This window comes from Actibacterium sp. D185-2 (genome assembly GCF_054954595.1).
The window spans coordinates 266152-283716 of the sequence record NZ_JBPWNX010000003.1 but is presented as its reverse complement, the minus strand read 5'-3'; the positions used below and the strand labels follow the sequence as shown (position 1 = coordinate 283716).

General features: G+C 65.8%; 17 protein-coding genes. 5 read left to right on the top strand and 12 right to left on the bottom strand.

Features of this window, described 5'->3' with window-relative positions; translation table 11 throughout:
- The first annotated feature begins 43 nt into the window (after positions 1-43).
- On the top strand, positions 44-1282 hold the full coding sequence (locus ACSR1C_RS08025; RefSeq protein ID WP_460258695.1) for an aspartate kinase: 1239 nt from the start codon (positions 44-46) through the stop codon (positions 1280-1282).
- A 13-nt stretch (positions 1283-1295) separates the two neighbouring features.
- Positions 1296-3548: a phosphoenolpyruvate--protein phosphotransferase gene (gene ptsP / locus ACSR1C_RS08020; RefSeq protein ID WP_460258696.1), complete on the top strand. Its 2253-nt coding sequence runs from the start codon at positions 1296-1298 to the stop codon at positions 3546-3548.
- Between the two features lie 4 nt (positions 3549-3552).
- Here the strand turns inward: ptsP and ACSR1C_RS08015 are convergent, their stop codons facing one another.
- Together ACSR1C_RS08015 and ACSR1C_RS08010 are read right to left on the bottom strand one after the other, a co-directional pair.
- A complete protein-coding gene (locus tag ACSR1C_RS08015) occupies positions 3553-4347 on the bottom strand; it encodes an EcsC family protein (protein ID WP_460258697.1) in 795 nt (264 codons plus the stop codon).
- 60 nt (positions 4348-4407) lie between these two features.
- Entirely contained in the window at positions 4408-4896 is a 489-nt protein-coding gene (locus tag ACSR1C_RS08010; protein WP_460258698.1) for a GNAT family N-acetyltransferase, read from the bottom strand.
- Positions 4897-4976: 80 nt separating this feature from the next.
- On the opposite strand from ACSR1C_RS08010, the gene ACSR1C_RS08005 reads away from it, so the two are divergent.
- The gene (locus ACSR1C_RS08005) at positions 4977-5582 is read left to right on the top strand and encodes a flavin reductase family protein (protein WP_460258699.1); all 606 of its coding nucleotides are present in this window, start codon (positions 4977-4979) and stop codon (positions 5580-5582) included.
- A 39-nt stretch (positions 5583-5621) separates the two neighbouring features.
- On the opposite strand, the gene ACSR1C_RS08000 is transcribed toward ACSR1C_RS08005, so the two are convergent.
- Together ACSR1C_RS08000 and ACSR1C_RS07995 are read right to left on the bottom strand one after the other, a co-directional pair.
- Positions 5622-6395, bottom strand: a complete 774-nt coding sequence (locus ACSR1C_RS08000) for a glycosyltransferase family 25 protein (protein ID WP_460258700.1) — start codon at positions 6393-6395, stop codon at positions 5622-5624.
- A 195-nt stretch (positions 6396-6590) separates the two neighbouring features.
- Positions 6591-8126 carry a SulP family inorganic anion transporter gene (locus ACSR1C_RS07995; protein WP_460258942.1) on the bottom strand — a complete coding sequence of 512 codons (1536 nt, stop codon included), beginning with the start codon at positions 8124-8126 and terminating at the stop codon, positions 6591-6593.
- A 242-nt stretch (positions 8127-8368) separates the two neighbouring features.
- Between ACSR1C_RS07995 and ACSR1C_RS07990 the strand changes: the two genes are divergently transcribed.
- Positions 8369-9241, top strand: a complete 873-nt coding sequence (locus tag ACSR1C_RS07990) for an S-methyl-5'-thioadenosine phosphorylase (RefSeq protein ID WP_460258701.1) — start codon at positions 8369-8371, stop codon at positions 9239-9241.
- Entirely contained in the window at positions 9238-9777 is a 540-nt protein-coding gene (locus ACSR1C_RS07985; protein WP_460258702.1) for an adenine phosphoribosyltransferase, read from the top strand. Before ACSR1C_RS07990 ends, ACSR1C_RS07985 begins: the two co-directional genes overlap by 4 nt.
- Before the next feature lie 69 nt (positions 9778-9846).
- On the opposite strand, the gene ACSR1C_RS07980 is transcribed toward ACSR1C_RS07985, so the two are convergent.
- The 8 genes from ACSR1C_RS07980 to ACSR1C_RS07945 form a co-directional block, all read right to left on the bottom strand.
- Positions 9847-11265, bottom strand: a complete 1419-nt coding sequence (locus ACSR1C_RS07980) for an FAD-binding oxidoreductase (RefSeq protein ID WP_460258943.1) — start codon at positions 11263-11265, stop codon at positions 9847-9849.
- A 43-nt stretch (positions 11266-11308) separates the two neighbouring features.
- Positions 11309-11848 (bottom strand): DUF1697 domain-containing protein, encoded by a 540-nt coding sequence (locus ACSR1C_RS07975; protein WP_460258703.1) that lies wholly within the window; start codon positions 11846-11848, stop codon positions 11309-11311.
- Positions 11845-12669 carry an MBL fold metallo-hydrolase gene (locus ACSR1C_RS07970; RefSeq protein ID WP_460258704.1) on the bottom strand — a complete coding sequence of 275 codons (825 nt, stop codon included), beginning with the start codon at positions 12667-12669 and terminating at the stop codon, positions 11845-11847. The genes ACSR1C_RS07975 and ACSR1C_RS07970 overlap by 4 nt, the downstream gene beginning before the upstream one ends.
- A gap of 56 nt (positions 12670-12725) precedes the next feature.
- A complete protein-coding gene (locus ACSR1C_RS07965; RefSeq protein ID WP_460258705.1) occupies positions 12726-13310 on the bottom strand; it encodes a GNAT family N-acetyltransferase in 585 nt (194 codons plus the stop codon).
- Complete coding sequence (locus tag ACSR1C_RS07960) at positions 13310-14575, bottom strand: M16 family metallopeptidase (protein ID WP_460258706.1); 1266 nt, start codon at positions 14573-14575, stop codon at positions 13310-13312. Before ACSR1C_RS07960 ends, ACSR1C_RS07965 begins: the two co-directional genes overlap by 1 nt.
- Positions 14572-15963 carry a threonine synthase gene (thrC, locus tag ACSR1C_RS07955; RefSeq protein WP_460258707.1) on the bottom strand — a complete coding sequence of 464 codons (1392 nt, stop codon included), beginning with the start codon at positions 15961-15963 and terminating at the stop codon, positions 14572-14574. Before thrC ends, ACSR1C_RS07960 begins: the two co-directional genes overlap by 4 nt.
- Before the next feature lie 11 nt (positions 15964-15974).
- Complete coding sequence (locus tag ACSR1C_RS07950) at positions 15975-16646, bottom strand: SURF1 family protein (protein ID WP_460258708.1); 672 nt, start codon at positions 16644-16646, stop codon at positions 15975-15977.
- Between the two features lie 89 nt (positions 16647-16735).
- Entirely contained in the window at positions 16736-17536 is an 801-nt protein-coding gene (locus tag ACSR1C_RS07945) for a cytochrome c oxidase subunit 3 (protein ID WP_460258709.1), read from the bottom strand.
- Positions 17537-17565 lie beyond the last annotated feature (29 nt).

The window sequence follows — 17565 nt, the reverse complement described above, 5'->3', positions numbered from 1 at the left end:
AAGAAACGCTCGATTTGGGCGGACGGGTCAAGGGGGCCATTCAATGCCGGTTCTTGTGATGAAATTCGGCGGCACCTCGGTGGCCGATCTCGACCGTATCAAAAACGCGGCCGGCAAGGTCAGGCGCGAGGTCGAGCGCGGCTATGACGTGATCGTCATCGTATCGGCCATGTCCGGCAAGACCAACGAACTGGTCGGCTGGGTCGAGCAGACCTCGCCGCTGTTCGACGCGCGCGAATATGACGCCGTGGTCAGCTCGGGCGAGAATGTGACCGCCGGGCTGATGGCGCTGACGCTGCAGGAAATGGACGTACCGGCGCGCAGTTGGCAGGGCTGGCAGGTGCCGCTGAAGACCACCAGCGCCCACTCCTCGGCCCGGATCGAGGAAATCCCGCGCGCCAATATCGACGCCAAATTCGCCGAAGGCATGCGCGTGGCCGTGGTTGCGGGCTTTCAGGGTATCAGCCCCGAGGGCCGGATCACCACGCTGGGCCGGGGCGGCAGCGATACCACCGCCGTGGCCTTTGCCGCCGCGTTCGGGGCGGAACGCTGCGACATCTATACCGATGTCGACGGCGTCTATACCACCGATCCCCGGATCGAGGACAAGGCCCGCAAGCTTGACAAGATCGCGTTCGAGGAAATGCTGGAACTGGCCAGCCTTGGCGCGAAGGTCCTGCAAACCCGTTCCGTCGAACTGGCGATGCGCTATAAGGTGCGCCTGCGGGTGCTGTCCAGTTTCGAGGAAAACACCGAAAATTCCGGTACACTTGTCTGCGACGAGGAAGAGATCATGGAAAAGAATGTCGTCTCCGGTATCGCCTATGTGCGTGACGAGGCCAAAATGACCCTGCTTTCGGTGGCCGACCGCCCCGGTATCGCCGCCGCCATTTTCGGCCCGCTGGCCGAGGCGGGGGTGAATGTGGACATGATCGTGCAGAACATCAGTGAAGAGGGGCGCACCGACATGACCTTTTCCTGCCCGGTCAATCAGGTCGCCCGCGCCGAGGCCGCGATGAACGCCGCCAAGGACCGGGGCGAAATCAACTTTCACAACCTGGTCGCCGATACCGACGTGGCGAAGGTTTCCGTGGTGGGCATCGGCATGCGCAGTCATGCCGGCGTGGCCAGCCAGATGTTCAACGCGCTCTCCTCCGAGGGGATCAACATCAAGGTCATCACAACCTCCGAGATCAAGATTTCGGTACTGATCGACCGGAAATATATGGAACTTGCGGTGCAAGCCCTCCATGATGCGTTCGGACTGGAAAACGCAGCCTGAATGACGGGGGCAAATGCCCGACCATAGCGAAAGCGAAAGCCGTAAACTGCTGCGCCGATTGCGCGACACCCTTGCCGAGCCCGGCAAGGGGCAGGAACGGCTGGACCGCATCACCCATATCATCGCGGATTCGATGCGCACCGAAGTGTGCTCTATCTATCTGTTCCGCGACCCCGAAACGCTGGAACTGTGCGCGACCGAAGGCCTGAAAGCCGAAGCTGTGCACATCACCCGGATGCGTATCGGCGAAGGCCTGGTCGGCCGCGTCGCCCGCACCGCAAGCCCGGTGAACACCGGCAACGCCCCGGCCGAAAAGGGCTTTCGCTATATGCCCGAAACCGGCGAGGAGATTTATTCCTCGTTCCTGGGGGTTCCGATTCAGCGGCTGGGCGAACGCCTGGGCGTTCTGGTCGTACAGTCCAAGACCGCGCGACAGTTTTCCGACGACGAGGTATACGCGCTGGAAGTGGTTGCCATGGTTCTGGCCGAGATGACCGAACTCGGCGCCTTCATCGGCGAAGAGGCCGCCATGTCGGCGCTGCACCAGCGGCCGGTCACCTTTCGCGGCGGCGTCGGGCAGGAAGGCGTGGCCGCGGGCCGGGTCTGGCTGCACGAACCGCGCGTGGTGGTGACCAACCCGGTGGCCGACGATCCGCAGTTCGAAAAAGAGCGGCTGGACGCCGCCGTGGATCAGTTGCGCCTGTCGGTCGACGATATGCTCAATCTGGCGGGGACCGGCGACAGCGAGCAGCTTCAGGTGCTCGAAGCCTACCGCATGTTTGCCAATTCGCGCGGCTGGAAGCGCCGGATGGAAGAGGATATCGACCGCGGCCTGTCGGCCGAGGCGGCGGTGGAAAAGGAACAGTCGGTCGCCCGCGCCCGGATGGAAACCGTGCCCGACGCCTATCTGCGCGAACGGCTGCAGGATCTGGACGATCTGTCGAACCGGCTGTTGCGGATCCTGACCGGACAAGGCCAGGAAACCGGGGCCGAGATGCCGCATGACCCGATCCTGGTGGCCCGCAACATCGGCCCGGGCGAGTTGCTGGCCTATGGCCGCAAGCTGAAGGGGATCGTGCTGGAGGAGGGTTCGGTCGGCAGTCATGCGGCGGTCGTGGCGCGCGCGCTGGCGATCCCGCTGGTCATCAATGCCGAACGCATCACCACCGAGGCGCTGAATCGCGACGCGATCCTGGTCGATGGCGGTCAGGGCGTGGCCCATCTGCGCCCCGAAGAAACGGTCGCCGCCGCCTTTCGCGACAAGATCGCGATGCAGGCCAAGGCGCTGGAACGCTACGATTCAATCCGCGACAAGCCCGCCGAAACCCTGTGCGGCACCCATATCGCGCTGCATATGAATGCCGGGCTGATGGCCGATCTGCCCTCGCTCGAAGGATCGGGGGCCGAAGGCGTGGGCCTGTTCCGAACCGAACTGCAATTCCTGATCCGCAGCAAGGTGCCGCGCCGGGGCGAGCTGGCGGCGCTGTATTCGCGGGTGCTGGATGCGGCCGGCGGGCGGCGCGTGGTGTTCCGCACCCTGGATATCGGGTCGGACAAGGTGCTGCCCTACATGAAGCCGCAGGACGAACCGAACCCGGCGCTTGGCTGGCGCGCGATACGGGTCGGGCTGGACAAGCCCGGCGTGATGCGGATGCAGTTGCAGGCGCTGATCCGCGCCGCCGCCGGACGCCCGCTGTCGGTGATGTTTCCCTTCGTCGCCCAGATGGAGGAATTCACCGAAGCGCGCGACCATCTGATGCGGGTGCTGGAGCAGGAGGCCCTGCTGGGCCGCCCCGTGCCCGAAAAGGTCGAGGTGGGCGCAATGCTGGAAACCCCCAGCCTGGCCTTTGCCCCCCGCAAATTCTTTGAAATGGCCGATTTCATCTCGATCGGCGGCAACGACCTGAAGCAGTTCTTCTTTGCCGCCGACCGTGAGAACGAGCGCGTGCGCCGCCGCTATGACACGCTGAATGTCAGCTTCCTGACCTTTCTGGAACAGATCGTTGCCCGCTGCGCGGAAACCGGCACGCCGCTGTCGTTCTGCGGCGAGGATGCCGGCCGCCCGATCGAGGCGCTGTGCTTTGCCGCCATCGGGCTGCGCATCCTGTCGATGCGCCCGGCCTCGGTCGGGCCGGTCAAGCATGTACTGCGCAAGACCGATCTGGACGAGGCCCGCGCGGTGATCGAAGCGGCCCGCGACAGCGGTGCGCAATCGGTGCGCCCGGCGATCCTGGACTGGATGCGCAGCCGCGACTGGGCCGTATAGGTTCCTAGCGCAGCCGCCCGGACCGCGTCATCCGCGCGCGCAGCTCGCCCACCAGCAATGCCTCGTCCACGCCGCTGTCGCGGCTCAGTTGTTTCAGCCCGAACCGCACATGGGCGATTTCCTGATAATAGCGGCTGAAGGCGAAATTGATCCCCGCCCCGGCCACCGCGCCGACCACCGGCACGGTCTGCGCCGCCAGTTTCTGGCCCATCGCCACGGCCAGCCGGGGGGCGACCTTGGCGATCAGCCCGTGAACCGATGCGCCGGTCAGCGTGACCCGCGCCGCCAGAAAGCCCAGATCGGCACCGTCATCATCGGCCAGCGGCCCCGCCGCCGCGAAGACCTGAATACAGGCCGCCCGGATCTGCGGATCGTTGGTGTCGAACCCATAGCTTTCGGCGATGCTCTGAATCGCGCGCAACAGCACCGTGGTGGTCGCCGGCAGCTCGGCCAGCGCCGTCGGCAGCCCGCCAAAGCCCCCCGCCGCCCCCATCACCGTGGTCACGGCGGTGTTGGCCCAGGCGCCGCCATCGGGCAGCGCCCCGCCGCGCGAGCGCCCGGCCGCCTTCGCGGCCACCTCAAGCGCGCGCAGGGTGGCGCCGTCCAGTCGGTCCTTGACCGGATCGGGCAACCGTTCCAGCAGGTTTTCCGCCCGCCCGCCGATCAAGGTCAGCACATGCATGCCGATTCCGCCCGCCGCGCGATAGCGCCGCGCCAGCGCGTCAAGCGCCACCGCGGTTTCGGGCGTCGGGATCAGAACGGCGTTGTCGGTTACGGTATCGGTCACGGCTTCGGTCACGGGGCAACTCCCTCATCTGCCTGGCAAAGATGGGGGCGCGGCGGGGTCTGTGCAAGCGGTTCAGGGCGCGGCACGCTCGACCGGGCCGGTCACGCCCGCCCAGGCACCATCCTGCAGCGCGATGCCCAGCACCCGGTCGGGATTGGTCGGCGGCGGCATCTCGACCCCGTCCAGCCGGGTGAATCCGAACCGGCCGTAATAGGGCGCGTCGCCTACCAGAATCACCCGGGCCCAGCCCATGGCCGTGGCGCGCTGCAGCGCCTCTTGGATCAACAGCGCGCCCAACCCTTCGCCCTGATGGGTCGGGTGCACCGCGACCGGCCCCAGCAGCAACGCCGCGTGGCCGCCCACGCGCACCGGCCAGAACCGGATCGCGCCAGCCACGATATTGTCAGGGTCGCGCGCCACAAGGCACAGCCCCGCCACCGGCGCCACCCCGTCGCGCAGACGGTAGGACGACAGCGCCTCGCGCCCCGGCGCGAAACACAGATCATAAAGCGCCTCGACCTCCCACCAGTCGGCGGCCTGCTCTTCTTCCAGACGGATCACGCCCTGCCCCTCGAATTCCTGCTGGAAACGCCCCTAGCACGGGGCTAGGTCTGGGGCAAACCCGAGCAAAGGAAGCGCCCATGTTCTATCGCCCCGAAGATGGCCACGGTCTGCCGCACAACCCGTTCAACGCCATCGTCACCCCGCGCCCGATCGGCTGGGTTTCCAGCCGCAGCGCGGACGGGCAGGACAATCTGGCACCCTATTCGTTTTTCAACGCCGTGGCCTATGTACCGCCACAGGTGATGTTCGCCTCGACCTCGGCCAAGCCGGACCGGGGCGACACCAAGGACAGCGTCGCCAATATCCGCGACACCGGCGTGTTTTGCGTCAATATCGTCGAATATGCGATGCGCGACGTGATGAATCAGACCTCAGGCCCGTGGCCGCGCGAGGTGGACGAGTTCGGCAAGGCCGGGATCGAGAAGGCCGCCTGCGAAACCATCGCCTGTTCGCGCGTCGCCGGGGCGCCGGCCAGTCTGGAATGCAAACTGACCCAGATCGTGCAATTGCCCGGCGCTGCGAATTTCGCGGTGTTCGGCGAGGTCACCGGCGTGCATATGCGCGACGATTGTCTGGTCGCGGGCGCCTTCGACGTGACCCGGTTTCAGCCGCTCGCGCGGCTGGGCTATCGCGATTACGCGCGGGTGACCGAAGTGTTCACGCTGAAACGGCCCGGCGAATAAGACGGCCCGCAAGCCCATTCCACCGCAGTGCGGGGCCGGTCAGGATGTGCCGACCGGCCTGAACCGCGACTTGTTGCGCAGGGCGGTGAACTTGTATTTCTGGTGCTGCAACTTGCGGGCGATATGCTTGCGCCATTGCCTGCGCCGATCCTGTTTGTGCGCCTTGGCCAGCGCATAATCTATGGTGCTTTCGGCCCCGGTAGTGGAAATCGGCGGCACGTCGAAGGCCAGGCCGCGATCCGACCGGGTGCACCGATTGCGCAAGAACTGATCGATCGGCGCATAGATTACCGCAGTGTCGCGCAGGAACCATTCGGCCCCCTCACGCGACCACAGGATCGCCGTGCAGGTCAGAGGAAAGATATGCGCCGCGCAAAGCTGCGTCTCGCCGCCCGAAAAAGTCATCCGCTCCAGCGGGGTCAGGACCTTGCGCGCCGCCGCGCCGAAATTCACCGCGTCCCAGCGCCCGGCATAATGCGCCGCCAGCCAGTCCAGCGTGTGATCCAGTACCGAGGCGAAGTCGGCTGGCATGACCAGATCGTCCTCCAGCGCCAGCGCGTAATCGGCATCCGAGTCCAGAAACATCTGCGCGCATTTGCGGTGGCTCAGAAAGCAGCCGATCTCGCTGGCGGCCAGATCCCGCCCGTACCACCGGCGCGCCAGCGCTGCGTCATATTCCGGGCGCGCGGTCAGATCGGTCTTGTGCCCATCGACCGCATCGACGCGCTGTGCCGCGAGCCCGGCCGCGTCAAGAAAGCCGGTTGCACTGTGCAGCCGGTCAACACTGTCAGCTAGATTGATCAATAGTATCATCGGCGGCTGCCGGGGTATCTGTTCAGCGGTCATGACAGAACCAAAAGTCCCTTTTTGTGGGAGATATCATACGAACCGGGCAACAGGGCGACCGCCTGTTTCACCTGCCCGCATCGGCGGGGGTCGTAGCAGGAGGCACCCATGTTGTAAATCGCTGGGCCAAAGGCCACGCCGAAAACCGCTTACAAAGCCTGCTCAGTGCCCGCCGCCCAGGACCCCGGTGCGCACCGAATAGTTGGTCGCGACCTGATAATCGGGGTCGTCATCGGAATCGACCATCAACTGGCCCGCCTTCGTCAGCAACTGGTGACAGTCGCGCGACAGATGGCGCAGCTGGATCGTCTTGCCGGCGGTCTCGTATTTCGCGGCCACCGTTTCAATCGCGGTCAGCGCCGACTGATCCGCCACCCGGCTGTCGGCAAAGTCGATCACCACGCGCGACGGGTCGGTTTCGGGGCTGAACAGCTCTGAAAACCCTGCGGCCGATCCGAAAAACAGCGGCCCCTGAATCTGATAGACCTTGGCCCCTTCGGGCGTCTCATAGGTCTTGGCGTGGATCCGGCTGGCATTGGCCCAGGCATATTCCAGCGCCGAGACGATGACCCCGACCACAACCGCAATCGCCAGATCATAGGCCACGGTCGTGACCGTCACCAGCACGATCACCAGCGCATCGGCCTTGGGCACCTTGCGCATGATCTTGAAGGATTGCCAGGCGAAGGTGCCGATCACCACCATGAACATCACGCCCACAAGGGCGGCCAGCGGGATCTGCTCGATCAGCGGGCTGGCGACCACGATGAAGACCAGCAGGAACAGCGCCGCGGAAATCCCCGACAGCCGCATCCGCCCGCCCGATTTCACATTGATCATAGACTGGCCGATCATCGCGCAGCCGCCCATGCCGCCGAAAAAGCCGGTGACCACGTTGGCCGTGCCCTGGGCCACGCATTCCTGACTGGCGCCGCCACGCTCGCCGGTGATTTCGCCCACCAGGTTCAGGGTCAGCAGACTTTCGATCAGCCCGATTGCGGCCAGGATCAGCGCATAGGGAAAGATGATCTGCAGCGTGTCCAGGTTCAGCGGCACGCCCGGCAGGTGGAACACCGGCAACCCGCCCTCGATCGAGGCCAGATCGCCGACCCGCGGCACGTCGATCCCGAACGCGATGACCAGACCGGCGACAATGCCGATCCCGGCCAGCGGCGCGGGGATCGCCCGGGTCAGCCTTGGCATCACCCAGATGATCGCCATGGTCGCGGCCACCAGCGCCAGCATCGTCACCAGCGGCCAGCCGGTCATCCATGCGCCGTCCACCTTGAACTGCGTCAGCTGCGCCAGGAAAATCACGATCGCCAGCCCGTTCACGAAGCCCAGCATCACCGGATGCGGCACCAGCCGGATGAACTTGCCCAGCCGGAAGATCCCCGCGAGGATCTGCAGGATCCCCATCAGCACCACGGTAGCGAACAGATATTCCACCCCATGTTCGGCCACCAGGCTGACCATCACCACCGCCAGCGCGCCGGTTGCGCCCGAAATCATGCCCGGCCGCCCGCCGATCAGCGCGGTGATCAGCCCGACGATGAAGGCGGCATAAAGCCCGACCAGCGGATGCACCCCCGCGACGAAGGCAAAGGCCACCGCCTCGGGAACCAGCGCCAGCGCCACGGTCAGGCCGGCCAGGATTTCGGTCTTCACCCGTGCCGGCGTCAGGCCGCGGGGCGACATCGAAAGATTGGCGGGCGAATAACGCTCCGCAAAGGCGGCAAGAAGGGATCGGGCCAAAGGGTCTGTCCTGCAATTCGGGATCGGGTGTTCGCGTCGGTGCATACCGGAAGCGGCCCGCGGTGGAAACCTTTGCGTGAACGAATAACCGGTATGCCCTATGCACATAACCGCGTCAGGGCGGTTTCCCCCGCCGCGCCGCCGCCGTAAAACGGATTCGACAGCATAAAACGGGGTGAGTCTGAATGACACGGATGATCGGGGTAATCGGCGGCTCGGGCGTGTATGAGATCGACGGGCTGGAAAACGCGCGCTGGCAGGCGGTGGAAACGCCGTGGGGCGATCCGTCGGACGCGGTGCTGACCGGCACGCTGAACGGGGTCGCGATGGCATTTCTGCCGCGTCACGGGCGCGGCCATGTCCATGCGCCCTCGACCGTGCCCTACCGCGCCAATATCGATGCGCTGAAACGGATCGGCGTCACAGATGTGGTGTCGGTCTCGGCCTGCGGGTCGTTCCGTGAAGACATGGCGCCGGGCGATTTCGTGGTGGTCGATCAGTTCATCGACCGCACCTTCGCACGCGAGAAGTCGTTCTTCGGCACCGGCTGTGTGGCGCATGTGTCGGTCGCTCATCCGACCTGCCCGCGTCTGTCGGCGGCCTGCCTGAACGCCGGGCGCGACGCGGGCATCACCATGCATGACGGCGGCACCTATCTGGCGATGGAAGGGGCGCAGTTTTCCAGCCTTGCGGAATCGAGGTTGTACCGCGAGGTCTGGCACTGCGACGTAATCGGCATGACCAACATGCCCGAGGCCAAGCTCGCCCGCGAGGCCGAGCTGTGCTATGCAAGCGTCGCCATGATCACCGACTACGACAGTTGGCACCCCGATCACGGCGCGGTCCAGATCACCGACATCATCGCCACCCTGCACGGCAATGCCGACAAGGCCCGCGCGCTGGTGTCGCGCCTGCCCGCCCTGCTGGGCGCGCCCGCGCCCTGCGCCGACCGCTGCGACCGGGCGCTGGAACACGCGATCATGACCGCCCCCGAAAAGCGCGACCCGGACTTGCTGGCAAAGCTGGATGTGGTGGCGGGCCGGGTGCTGAACCGATGACCCCGATGAAAACCGTCAAGGACTATATCCGCACCATCGTCGATTTCCCGCATGAGGGGATCATGTTTCGCGACGTGACCACCCTGTTTGCCGATCCGCGCGGGTTTCGCATGGCGATCGACCAGATGCTGCACCCTTATGCCGGTCAGCCCATCGACAAGGTCGTGGGGCTGGAGGCGCGCGGCTTTATCCTTGGCGGCGCCATCGCGCATCAATTGACGCTGGGTTTCGTGCCGATCCGCAAGAAGGGCAAACTGCCCGGCACCGTGATCAGCCAAGATTACACCTTGGAATATGGCGAGGCGATCGTGGAAATCCACGACGACGCGATTCAGCCGGGCGAGCGGGTGCTGCTGGTCGATGACTTGCTGGCCACCGGCGGCACCGCCGAGGCCGGGATCAGGCTGATCGAACGGCTGGGCGGTGAAATCGTCGGCTGCGCCTTCGTGGTCGACCTGCCCGAATTGGGCGGGCGCAGGCGGCTGGAAGAGATGGGCATGGACGTGCACGCGCTTTGCGCGTTCGAGGGGGCGTAAGGAAGAATTTTCACGAAAATTCTTCGGCTTGAAAAATCTTCGTGAAGATTTTTCCGCGTACCCAGGCCTTTATCCCTGCCGCACGATCACGCCGGGATTCATGATCCCCAGCGGATCCAGCGCGCCCTTGATCGCCCGGATCGCCGTCAGCTTGGCCGGGTCGGCGTAGCGTTCCAGATCCTCGACCTTCAGCCGCCCGATCCCGTGCTCGGCGCTGACCGAGCCGCCCATTTCATGCACCAGATCATGCACGCAGGTTTTCACCGCGCCGCGCAGGGGCTCGTAATCGGCGCGTGTCTTTCCGGGTGCCGGAAAGGCGTTGTAATGCAGATTTCCGTCGCCCAGATGGCCGAAACAGTTGACCCGGAAATCGCCGATCTTCGCCAGCGCGGGGCCGCCGCGCGCGATGAACGCGGGGATCAGACCCAGCGGCAGCGCGATGTCATGCGACGACACCGCACCGATACGCCGGTTGGCCAGCGGGATGGTTTCGCGCAGTTGCCAGAACTGGGCGCGCTGCGCTTGCGACTGGGCGATCACCCCGTCACGGACCAGCCCGGCCTCGGCCGCCTCGGCGAACAACCCTTCCAGCGCGGTGGCCGGATCCTGGCCCCCGTCCAGGCCAAGATCGATCAGCACCATCCAGTCCGGCTTGTCGGCGAAGGGCTGGCGCACATCGGGCATCGTCTCTGCCAGAAATTCCAGCCCCATGCGCCCGATCAGTTCGAACGCCGATACGCCGCCACCGATGCGCCGCCCCGCCAGCGCCAGCAGCTCCAGCGCGGCGGCGGGGCTGTCGACCACCATCAGCGCGGCACCCTCGGCCGCCGGGCGCGGATACAGCTTCAGCGCGGCGGCGGTGATGATGCCAAGCGACCCCTCGGCCCCGATCAGCAGGTGCCGCAGGTCATAGCCGGTATTGTCCTTGCGCAGCCGGGTCAGCCCGTTGAACACCGAGCCGTCGGGCAGCACCGCCTCCAGCCCCAGGCACAGATCGCGCGCATTGCCGTATCGCAGCACATTCACCCCGCCCGCATTGGTGGACAGGCACCCGCCGATCCGCGCCGACCCTTCGGACGCCAGTGATAGCGGAAACAGCCGGTCCACGCCTTCGGCCGCCGCCTGCACCTCGGCCAGAAGGACGCCGGCCTCGGCCACCAGCACGTTTTCAGCGGCGAAGACACCGCGCAGACCGCGCATCCGTTCCAGCGACACGATCACCGGCGCCGGGCCTTCGGGCATCACCTGCCCCCCCACCAGCCCGGTGCCGCCGCCATAGGGCACGATTCCCACCCGCGCCCGCGCGCAGGCGCGCACCACTGTGGCGACCTCTGCGGTGCTGCCGGGTGCCACCAGCAGCCCGCCCTGCCCGCGATAGCGGCCGCGGGGTTCCTCCAGATAGGTGTCGGTCAGCGGGCGGAACGCGGCCTCGGGCAGACTGGCGCGCAGGCTGGCCGCGAAGGCGTCGTTTGCGGGGTTCAGTGTCATCATCCCTCTTCCCTGCCCCGCGCGGCGCGGGCGCGCAAGCCCCTCAGCCCACGGCGCGGGCCAGTTCCGCGATCTGACGGCATGAGCGCAGATTGCGCGCTGTGGTCGTGACCCCCTTGGCGGGCTGCGACAACAGCCGCTGTGCCAGTTTCGACCGGCCGAACCCGTTCGGCGTCTGCAGGTAAAGCACCCCGCCATGTTGCTCCAGGCGCTTACCCGGGGCCGCCACGGCGGTAAAGGGGGACAGATCCAGCGGCATGGGCGGGTCAAGGAAAAGCAGATGGAGCCGGGCCGGGTCGGCCTCGGGGAAGGGCGCGTTCGTCAGCGCGTGCTCCAGCGCGGCGGCGTGCAACACCACAACCTGGGGGCGAAAACCGAAACCGGCCTCGACGACCGCCCCGATCCGCGCCGCCAACGCCCCGGCGGTGGTGTCGCCCGCGGTGAAGACCAGATTGCCCGACTGGATATAGCTGGCCACATCGCCAAAGCCCTGCGCCGTCAGCAGCGCGCGCAATTCAGGCATCGGCAGTTTATGCGCACCGCCGACATTCACCCCGCGCAACAGGGCCACCCAAACCGTCATTCGGGATCGGTCAGATAGGCGGGTTCCAGCACCACCACGGTGGGGCGGCGCGGCAGGCCGCGCAACGAGATCTCGTAGAAGGGTACGCCGGGGCGCTCGACCGCGAACTCGCCGCCGATATCGGCCAGGAACCGTTCCAGCGTATGGTTGGAAAACCAGTGCATCGGCAGCACCACCGACGCGCGCAGCCGCGTCAGCACCCGGATCATCGCGGGCAGGTCCAGCGTGCGCCCCCCGTCGACCGGCGCCATGACCACATCCAGCCGCCCCAGCGCCGCATATTGCGCCGCGTCGGGTTCGTGATGCAGATGACCCAGATGACCGATGCACAGGCCCGCCACCTCGAACACGAAAATCGAATTGCCGTTGGCGCGCACCCCGCCATCGCCGAAACCGCGCGTATCGGTGGGCACGTTGCGCACCAGCATTTCGCCCAGATCCAGATGATGCTCGGCAGCCACGCCGCCCCTGGCCCAACCTTGCAGCACATGCGGAATGGCAGGATCGGGGAAGGCGGTGAAATGGGTGTCATGCGCGTTGTTCATCGTCACCACATCGGGGATCAGCGCGGTGGTCCCCAGAAAGCCGGTGAAATCGGTGGCCGCGGTCAGCCCGCCGGGCGTCTCGATCACGAAGGTGGAATGATCCACATAGTTGATCCGCACCGTATGCTCGGCCAGCGGCGCGCCGAACGCGGCCAGCTGAACATATTCCAGCCCCGGCGCGGCCTCGGCCAGCGCGATGCAATGGCTGGGGCGGCGATCCTGCGCCTGGGCGGCGGTGGTCAGCGTGGCAAGGAAGAACAGGGCAAAGCGGAACATCATCGCACCTCCTGCCCGGCAAGATAGCACGATTCTGCGCCGGTCCAGCGACCCGTCTAACCGATTTCCGTGCGCCCGCGCCGGTCGCTGCGCAGATTGGAATAAAGCACATGATTGCGCCAGCGCCCGTTGATCTGCAGATAGCTTTGCGCCACGCCTTCGTATTTGAACCCGGATTTTTCCAGCACCCCGCGCGAGGCGGCGTTTTCGGGCAGGCAGGCGGCCTCGATCCGGCTGAGGCCAAGCTGGATGAAGGCGTGATGCACCACTGCCTCGATCGCCTCGCGCATATAGCCCTGCCGCGCATAGGGCTGACCGACCCAATAGCCCAGCGTCCCGGATTGTGCCGGGCCGCGGCGGATATTGTCCAGCGTGATCGCCCCCAGCAGCACCTCACCCTCGCGCCGGATCAGGAACAGCGGCATCGCGGTGCCGCCCGACAGCGCCCGCTGCGCCCAATAGACCCGGTTGGTGAACGCCTTGCGCGACAGGTGATCGTCGGCCCAGGTCGGCTCCCACGGGGTCAGGAACGCGCGGCTGGCGCGGCGCAGGCTGGTCCAGGGGGTGAAATCGGTATGGTGCGGCGGGCGCAGCGTCATGCGCTCGGTCTCGATCCTGACCTTTCGCCGCCGTGCCAGCATCAGGCGGCGAGCCTGCCTTGCAGCGCCGCCAGATCGGGCGCGTTGGCGACAGGACCGTACAGCGCCAGCGCCGCCTGCCCGCCCCCGGCCACCAGCCCGGCACCGAAATCCTTGACGTCGCCGGTGGTCACCGCGTCGATCCGGGCGATGGTTTCTTCCAGTTCCGGCACACGGTCCCAGATTGCCACCAGCCGGGCCAGCCGTTCGGCCCGCGACGACGGGCTTTCCAGCCCCATCAGCAAACCCGCCTTCATCTGCGCGCGGGCGCGGCTGACCTCGGCCGGGGTCATGTCATCGGCGGCGCGGCCCAGCTCGGCCATGGTCAGATCGGTCAGCTCGGCGATCTGACCTTCCGAGGTGCCAGCATAGACGGTGATCATGCCGGTATCGGCATAGGCCCCCGACTGGGCGAAGATCGAATAGCACAACCCGCGCTTTTCACGGATTTCCTGAAACAGGCGCGACGACATGCCGCCGCCCATCGCGCTGGCATAGATCTGCGCCGCATAGACGCCGGGATCGCGATAGCCGGGGCTTTCGAACGCCAGCGCGAAATGCACCTGCTCCAGCGGTTTCACCTCGCGCCGCTCGCCGCCGGCGAACCGGGCCGGGCTGGCATCGGTGTGCCCGGCGGGCTTCAGATGACCGAACAGGGCCTCGGCCAGGCGCACGATCTCGTCGTGATCCACCGCACCGGCGGCCGACAGGATCATCTGATCGGGCGCGTAATGCTCCTGCACAAAGCCGAACAGATCGTCGCGTGAAAAGCTGCTGACCCGCTCGGACGGGCCCAGAATGGTACGGCCCAGCGCCTGCCCCGGAAAGGCGGCCTCCTGCAGCCAGTCGAACACCACATCGTCGGGTGTATCCATCACCTGGCCGATTTCCTGCAAGATCACGCCGCGCTCGACCTCGATCTCGCTTGGGTCGAACACCGGGTTCAGCACGATATCGGCGATCACGTCCAGCGCCAGCGGCACGTCGGCCTCCAGAACGCGGGCGTAATAGGCGGTCACCTCGCGCGAGGTATAGGCATTGATATACCCGCCCACATCCTCGATCTCTTCGGCGATCTGCAGCGATGTGCGCCGCCTGGTGCCCTTGAAGGCCATATGCTCCAGAAAATGGGCGATGCCGTTTTGCTCGGGCCGCTCGTGGCGACCGCCGGCGGTGACCCAGATGCCAAGGGCCGCGGATTTCAGCCCCGGCATCGACTCGGTGACGATGCGGAACCCGTTGGACAGCCGGTGCAGTTCTACGCTCAAGCGGTGCGCCTTTCCTTAATCAGCGTCTCGATCGCGGCCAAGTCGTTGGCGACGCGGGACAAACGCTCTGACCGCTCATACAGGTCCGCCATCCGATTGGGAAGAGGCGGGCGCACCCCGGTCGCAGCCTCGACCGCGTCGGGAAATTTCGCCGGATGCGCCGTGGCCAGGGTGATCATCGGCGTGGCCCCCGACAGGTGTTCCCCGGCCACTTTCACGCCAACGGCGGAATGCGGGCACAGAACCTCGCCGGTGGCGGCGTATGTGGCGCGGATCGTGGCGCTGGTCTCCTCCTCCGACACGCGGCCCGAGGCGAAGGTATCCTGCAGGCGCTGCAACGCGCCCTGACTGATCTGGAAGCCACCCTTTTCCTTCAGCTCGCCCATCAGCTGCGCCACCGCGCCACCGTCCCGGTCATAGACGTCGAACAGCGCGCGTTCAAAATTCGAACTGACCTGAATATCCATCGACGGGCTGATCGTGGGCGTCACCCCATGGGTGACATAGCCACCGGTGCTGAGCGCGCGATGCAAGATGTCGTTCTGGTTGGTGGCAACCACCAGTTGCTCGATCGGCAGCCCCATCCGCCGGGCGATGTAGCCCGCGAAAATGTCACCGAAATTGCCGGTGGGCACGGTGAAGCTGACCGGCCGGTGCGGCGCGCCAAGCGACACGGCGGAGGTGAAATAGTAAACCACCTGCGCCAGAACCCGCGCCCAGTTGATGCTGTTGACCCCGGCAAGCCCGACGCTGTCGCGGAAATCGAAATCGTTGAACATGTCCTTCACGGCGGCCTGGCAATCGTCGAAATCGCCATCCACCGCCAGCGCATGCACATTCGCCTCATCCGGTGTGGTCATCTGGCGGCGCTGCACCTCGGACACCCGGCCATGCGGGAACAGGATGAACACATCGACATTGTCCAGGCCCCGGAACGCCTCGATCGCCGCCGATCCGGTGTCGCCGCTGGTCGCGCCGACAATGGTCACCCGGTCGCCCGAACGTTCCAGCGCCGCCTGAAACAGCTGGCCGATCAGCTGCATCGCGAAATCCTTGAAGGCCAGCGTCGGGCCGTGGAACAGCTCCAGCAGGAAATGATTGGCACCCAGTTGAACCAGGGGCGCCCGGGCGGCATGGCCGAAGCCCGCATAGGCGCGGGCGATGATCGCGCGGAATTCCGCATCGGTAAAGGTGTCACCGATGAACGGGCGCATGATGCGATACGCCGCATCCTCATAGCTTACCCCCGCCAGCGCGGCGATCTCTTCGGCCGGCATCGTGGGGATGGTTTCGGGCACATACAGCCCGCCGTCGCGGGCTAGCCCGGTCAGCATCGCCTGTTCAAAGCTCAGAACGGGGGCCTGCCCCCTGGTGGAAACGTAACGCATCTGCCCTGCCTTCAGTCGGTTCCCCGCCTGATACGCCACAGAAGCAACGCTGTCATCCCCAGCCAGACCACAGTCAGCGAAAACCAGGTGATCGCGTATTGCAGATGGTCGTTGGGGATGCCCGAACTGTCCACCGGCATCGGCAGGATGGCGGGGCTGGGCGGGGTGATCCGGCGCGCGACGATCAGCACCGGCTCGGTCTGCAATGCCGCGGCCATCGCGGCCACGTCGCGGGCGAACCACAGGTTTTTATCCAGATCCGGCGCCGGGGTGAAACTGTCGACCTCATCGGGCCAGTGCAGGTTGCCGACCACCGTGACCGCACCGCCGGGCACCGCGCCCGGATCGGCCTCCAGCGGCAGGAAGCCGCGATCGACCAGAACCCGGCGGCCATCGGTGTCCAGCACGTCGATCACCCGGTACCCCGCGCCCACCTGCTTGACGCTGGCCAGCACCCGCAGCCCCGGCATCAAAGCGCCCGTCGCCGCCACCGGCAGATAGCGGTCGACCTGCGGATCGGGCGTGGCGGGCAGCGGCACGGCGGCGGCGGAAATACGGTTGTCAATCTCAGCCAGCACCGCCTCTTTCCACGCCAGCCGCTGCAATTGCCACACGCCCAGCCAAATCAGCACCGCGGCCCCGGCCAGACCGAACAACAGCGGCCAGATCATCCGTCGTGTCATCACACTTCCCCCAGCACAAAGGCGCGGGAAATCTTCCCCCGCGCCCTTCTTCTTGGTTCAAATACTCTCGCCGAAGGCAAGAAGGTTTTTCAGCCGCCCCAGATATAGATCGACGCGAACAGGAACAACCAGACCACATCGACGAAGTGCCAGTACCAGGCCGCCGCCTCGAAGCCGACATGCTGCTCGGGGGTGAAATCACCCTTCATCAGCCGCACCAGACAGACGAACAGGAAGATCGTGCCGATGATCACATGCGCGCCATGGAACCCGGTCGCCATGAAGAAGTTCGCGCCATAGATATTGCCCGAAAAACCAAAGGCCGCATGGCTATATTCGTAGGCCTGGAAGAAGGTGAACAGGCCACCCAGCAGGATCGCCAGGATCAGGCCGTTGCGCATGTCGCGGCGGTTGTTGTCATGCACCAGCGCGTGGTGCGCCCAGGTCGCCGCCGCGCCCGAGCACAGCAGGATCAGCGTGTTGATCAGCGGCAGATGCCAGGGATCGAATGTCTCGATCCCCGCCGGCGGCCAGACCCCGTCGACGGCGGGCGATTGCGGCCCCATCGGGTAAAGCGCGTGCTTGAAGAAGCTCCAGAACCAGGCGACGAAGAACATCACCTCGGACATGATGAACAGGATGAAGCCATAGCGCAGCCCCAGCCGTACCACCGGGGTGTGATCGCCTGCGCGGCCTTCGGCCACCGTGTCGGACCACCAGCCATACATCACATAGGCAACCATCGCGGCGCCGATCGCGAACATCCAGGGGCCCCGGTCGTGGAACATCATGACCGCGCCGTAGAGCATGACAAACGCGCCCACCGCGGCCAGAAGCGGCCAGATGGACGGGTTTATGATATGGTAATCGTGGTTCTTTTCATGCGCCATTCGTCTTACGCTCCCTCGTCCTGACGATC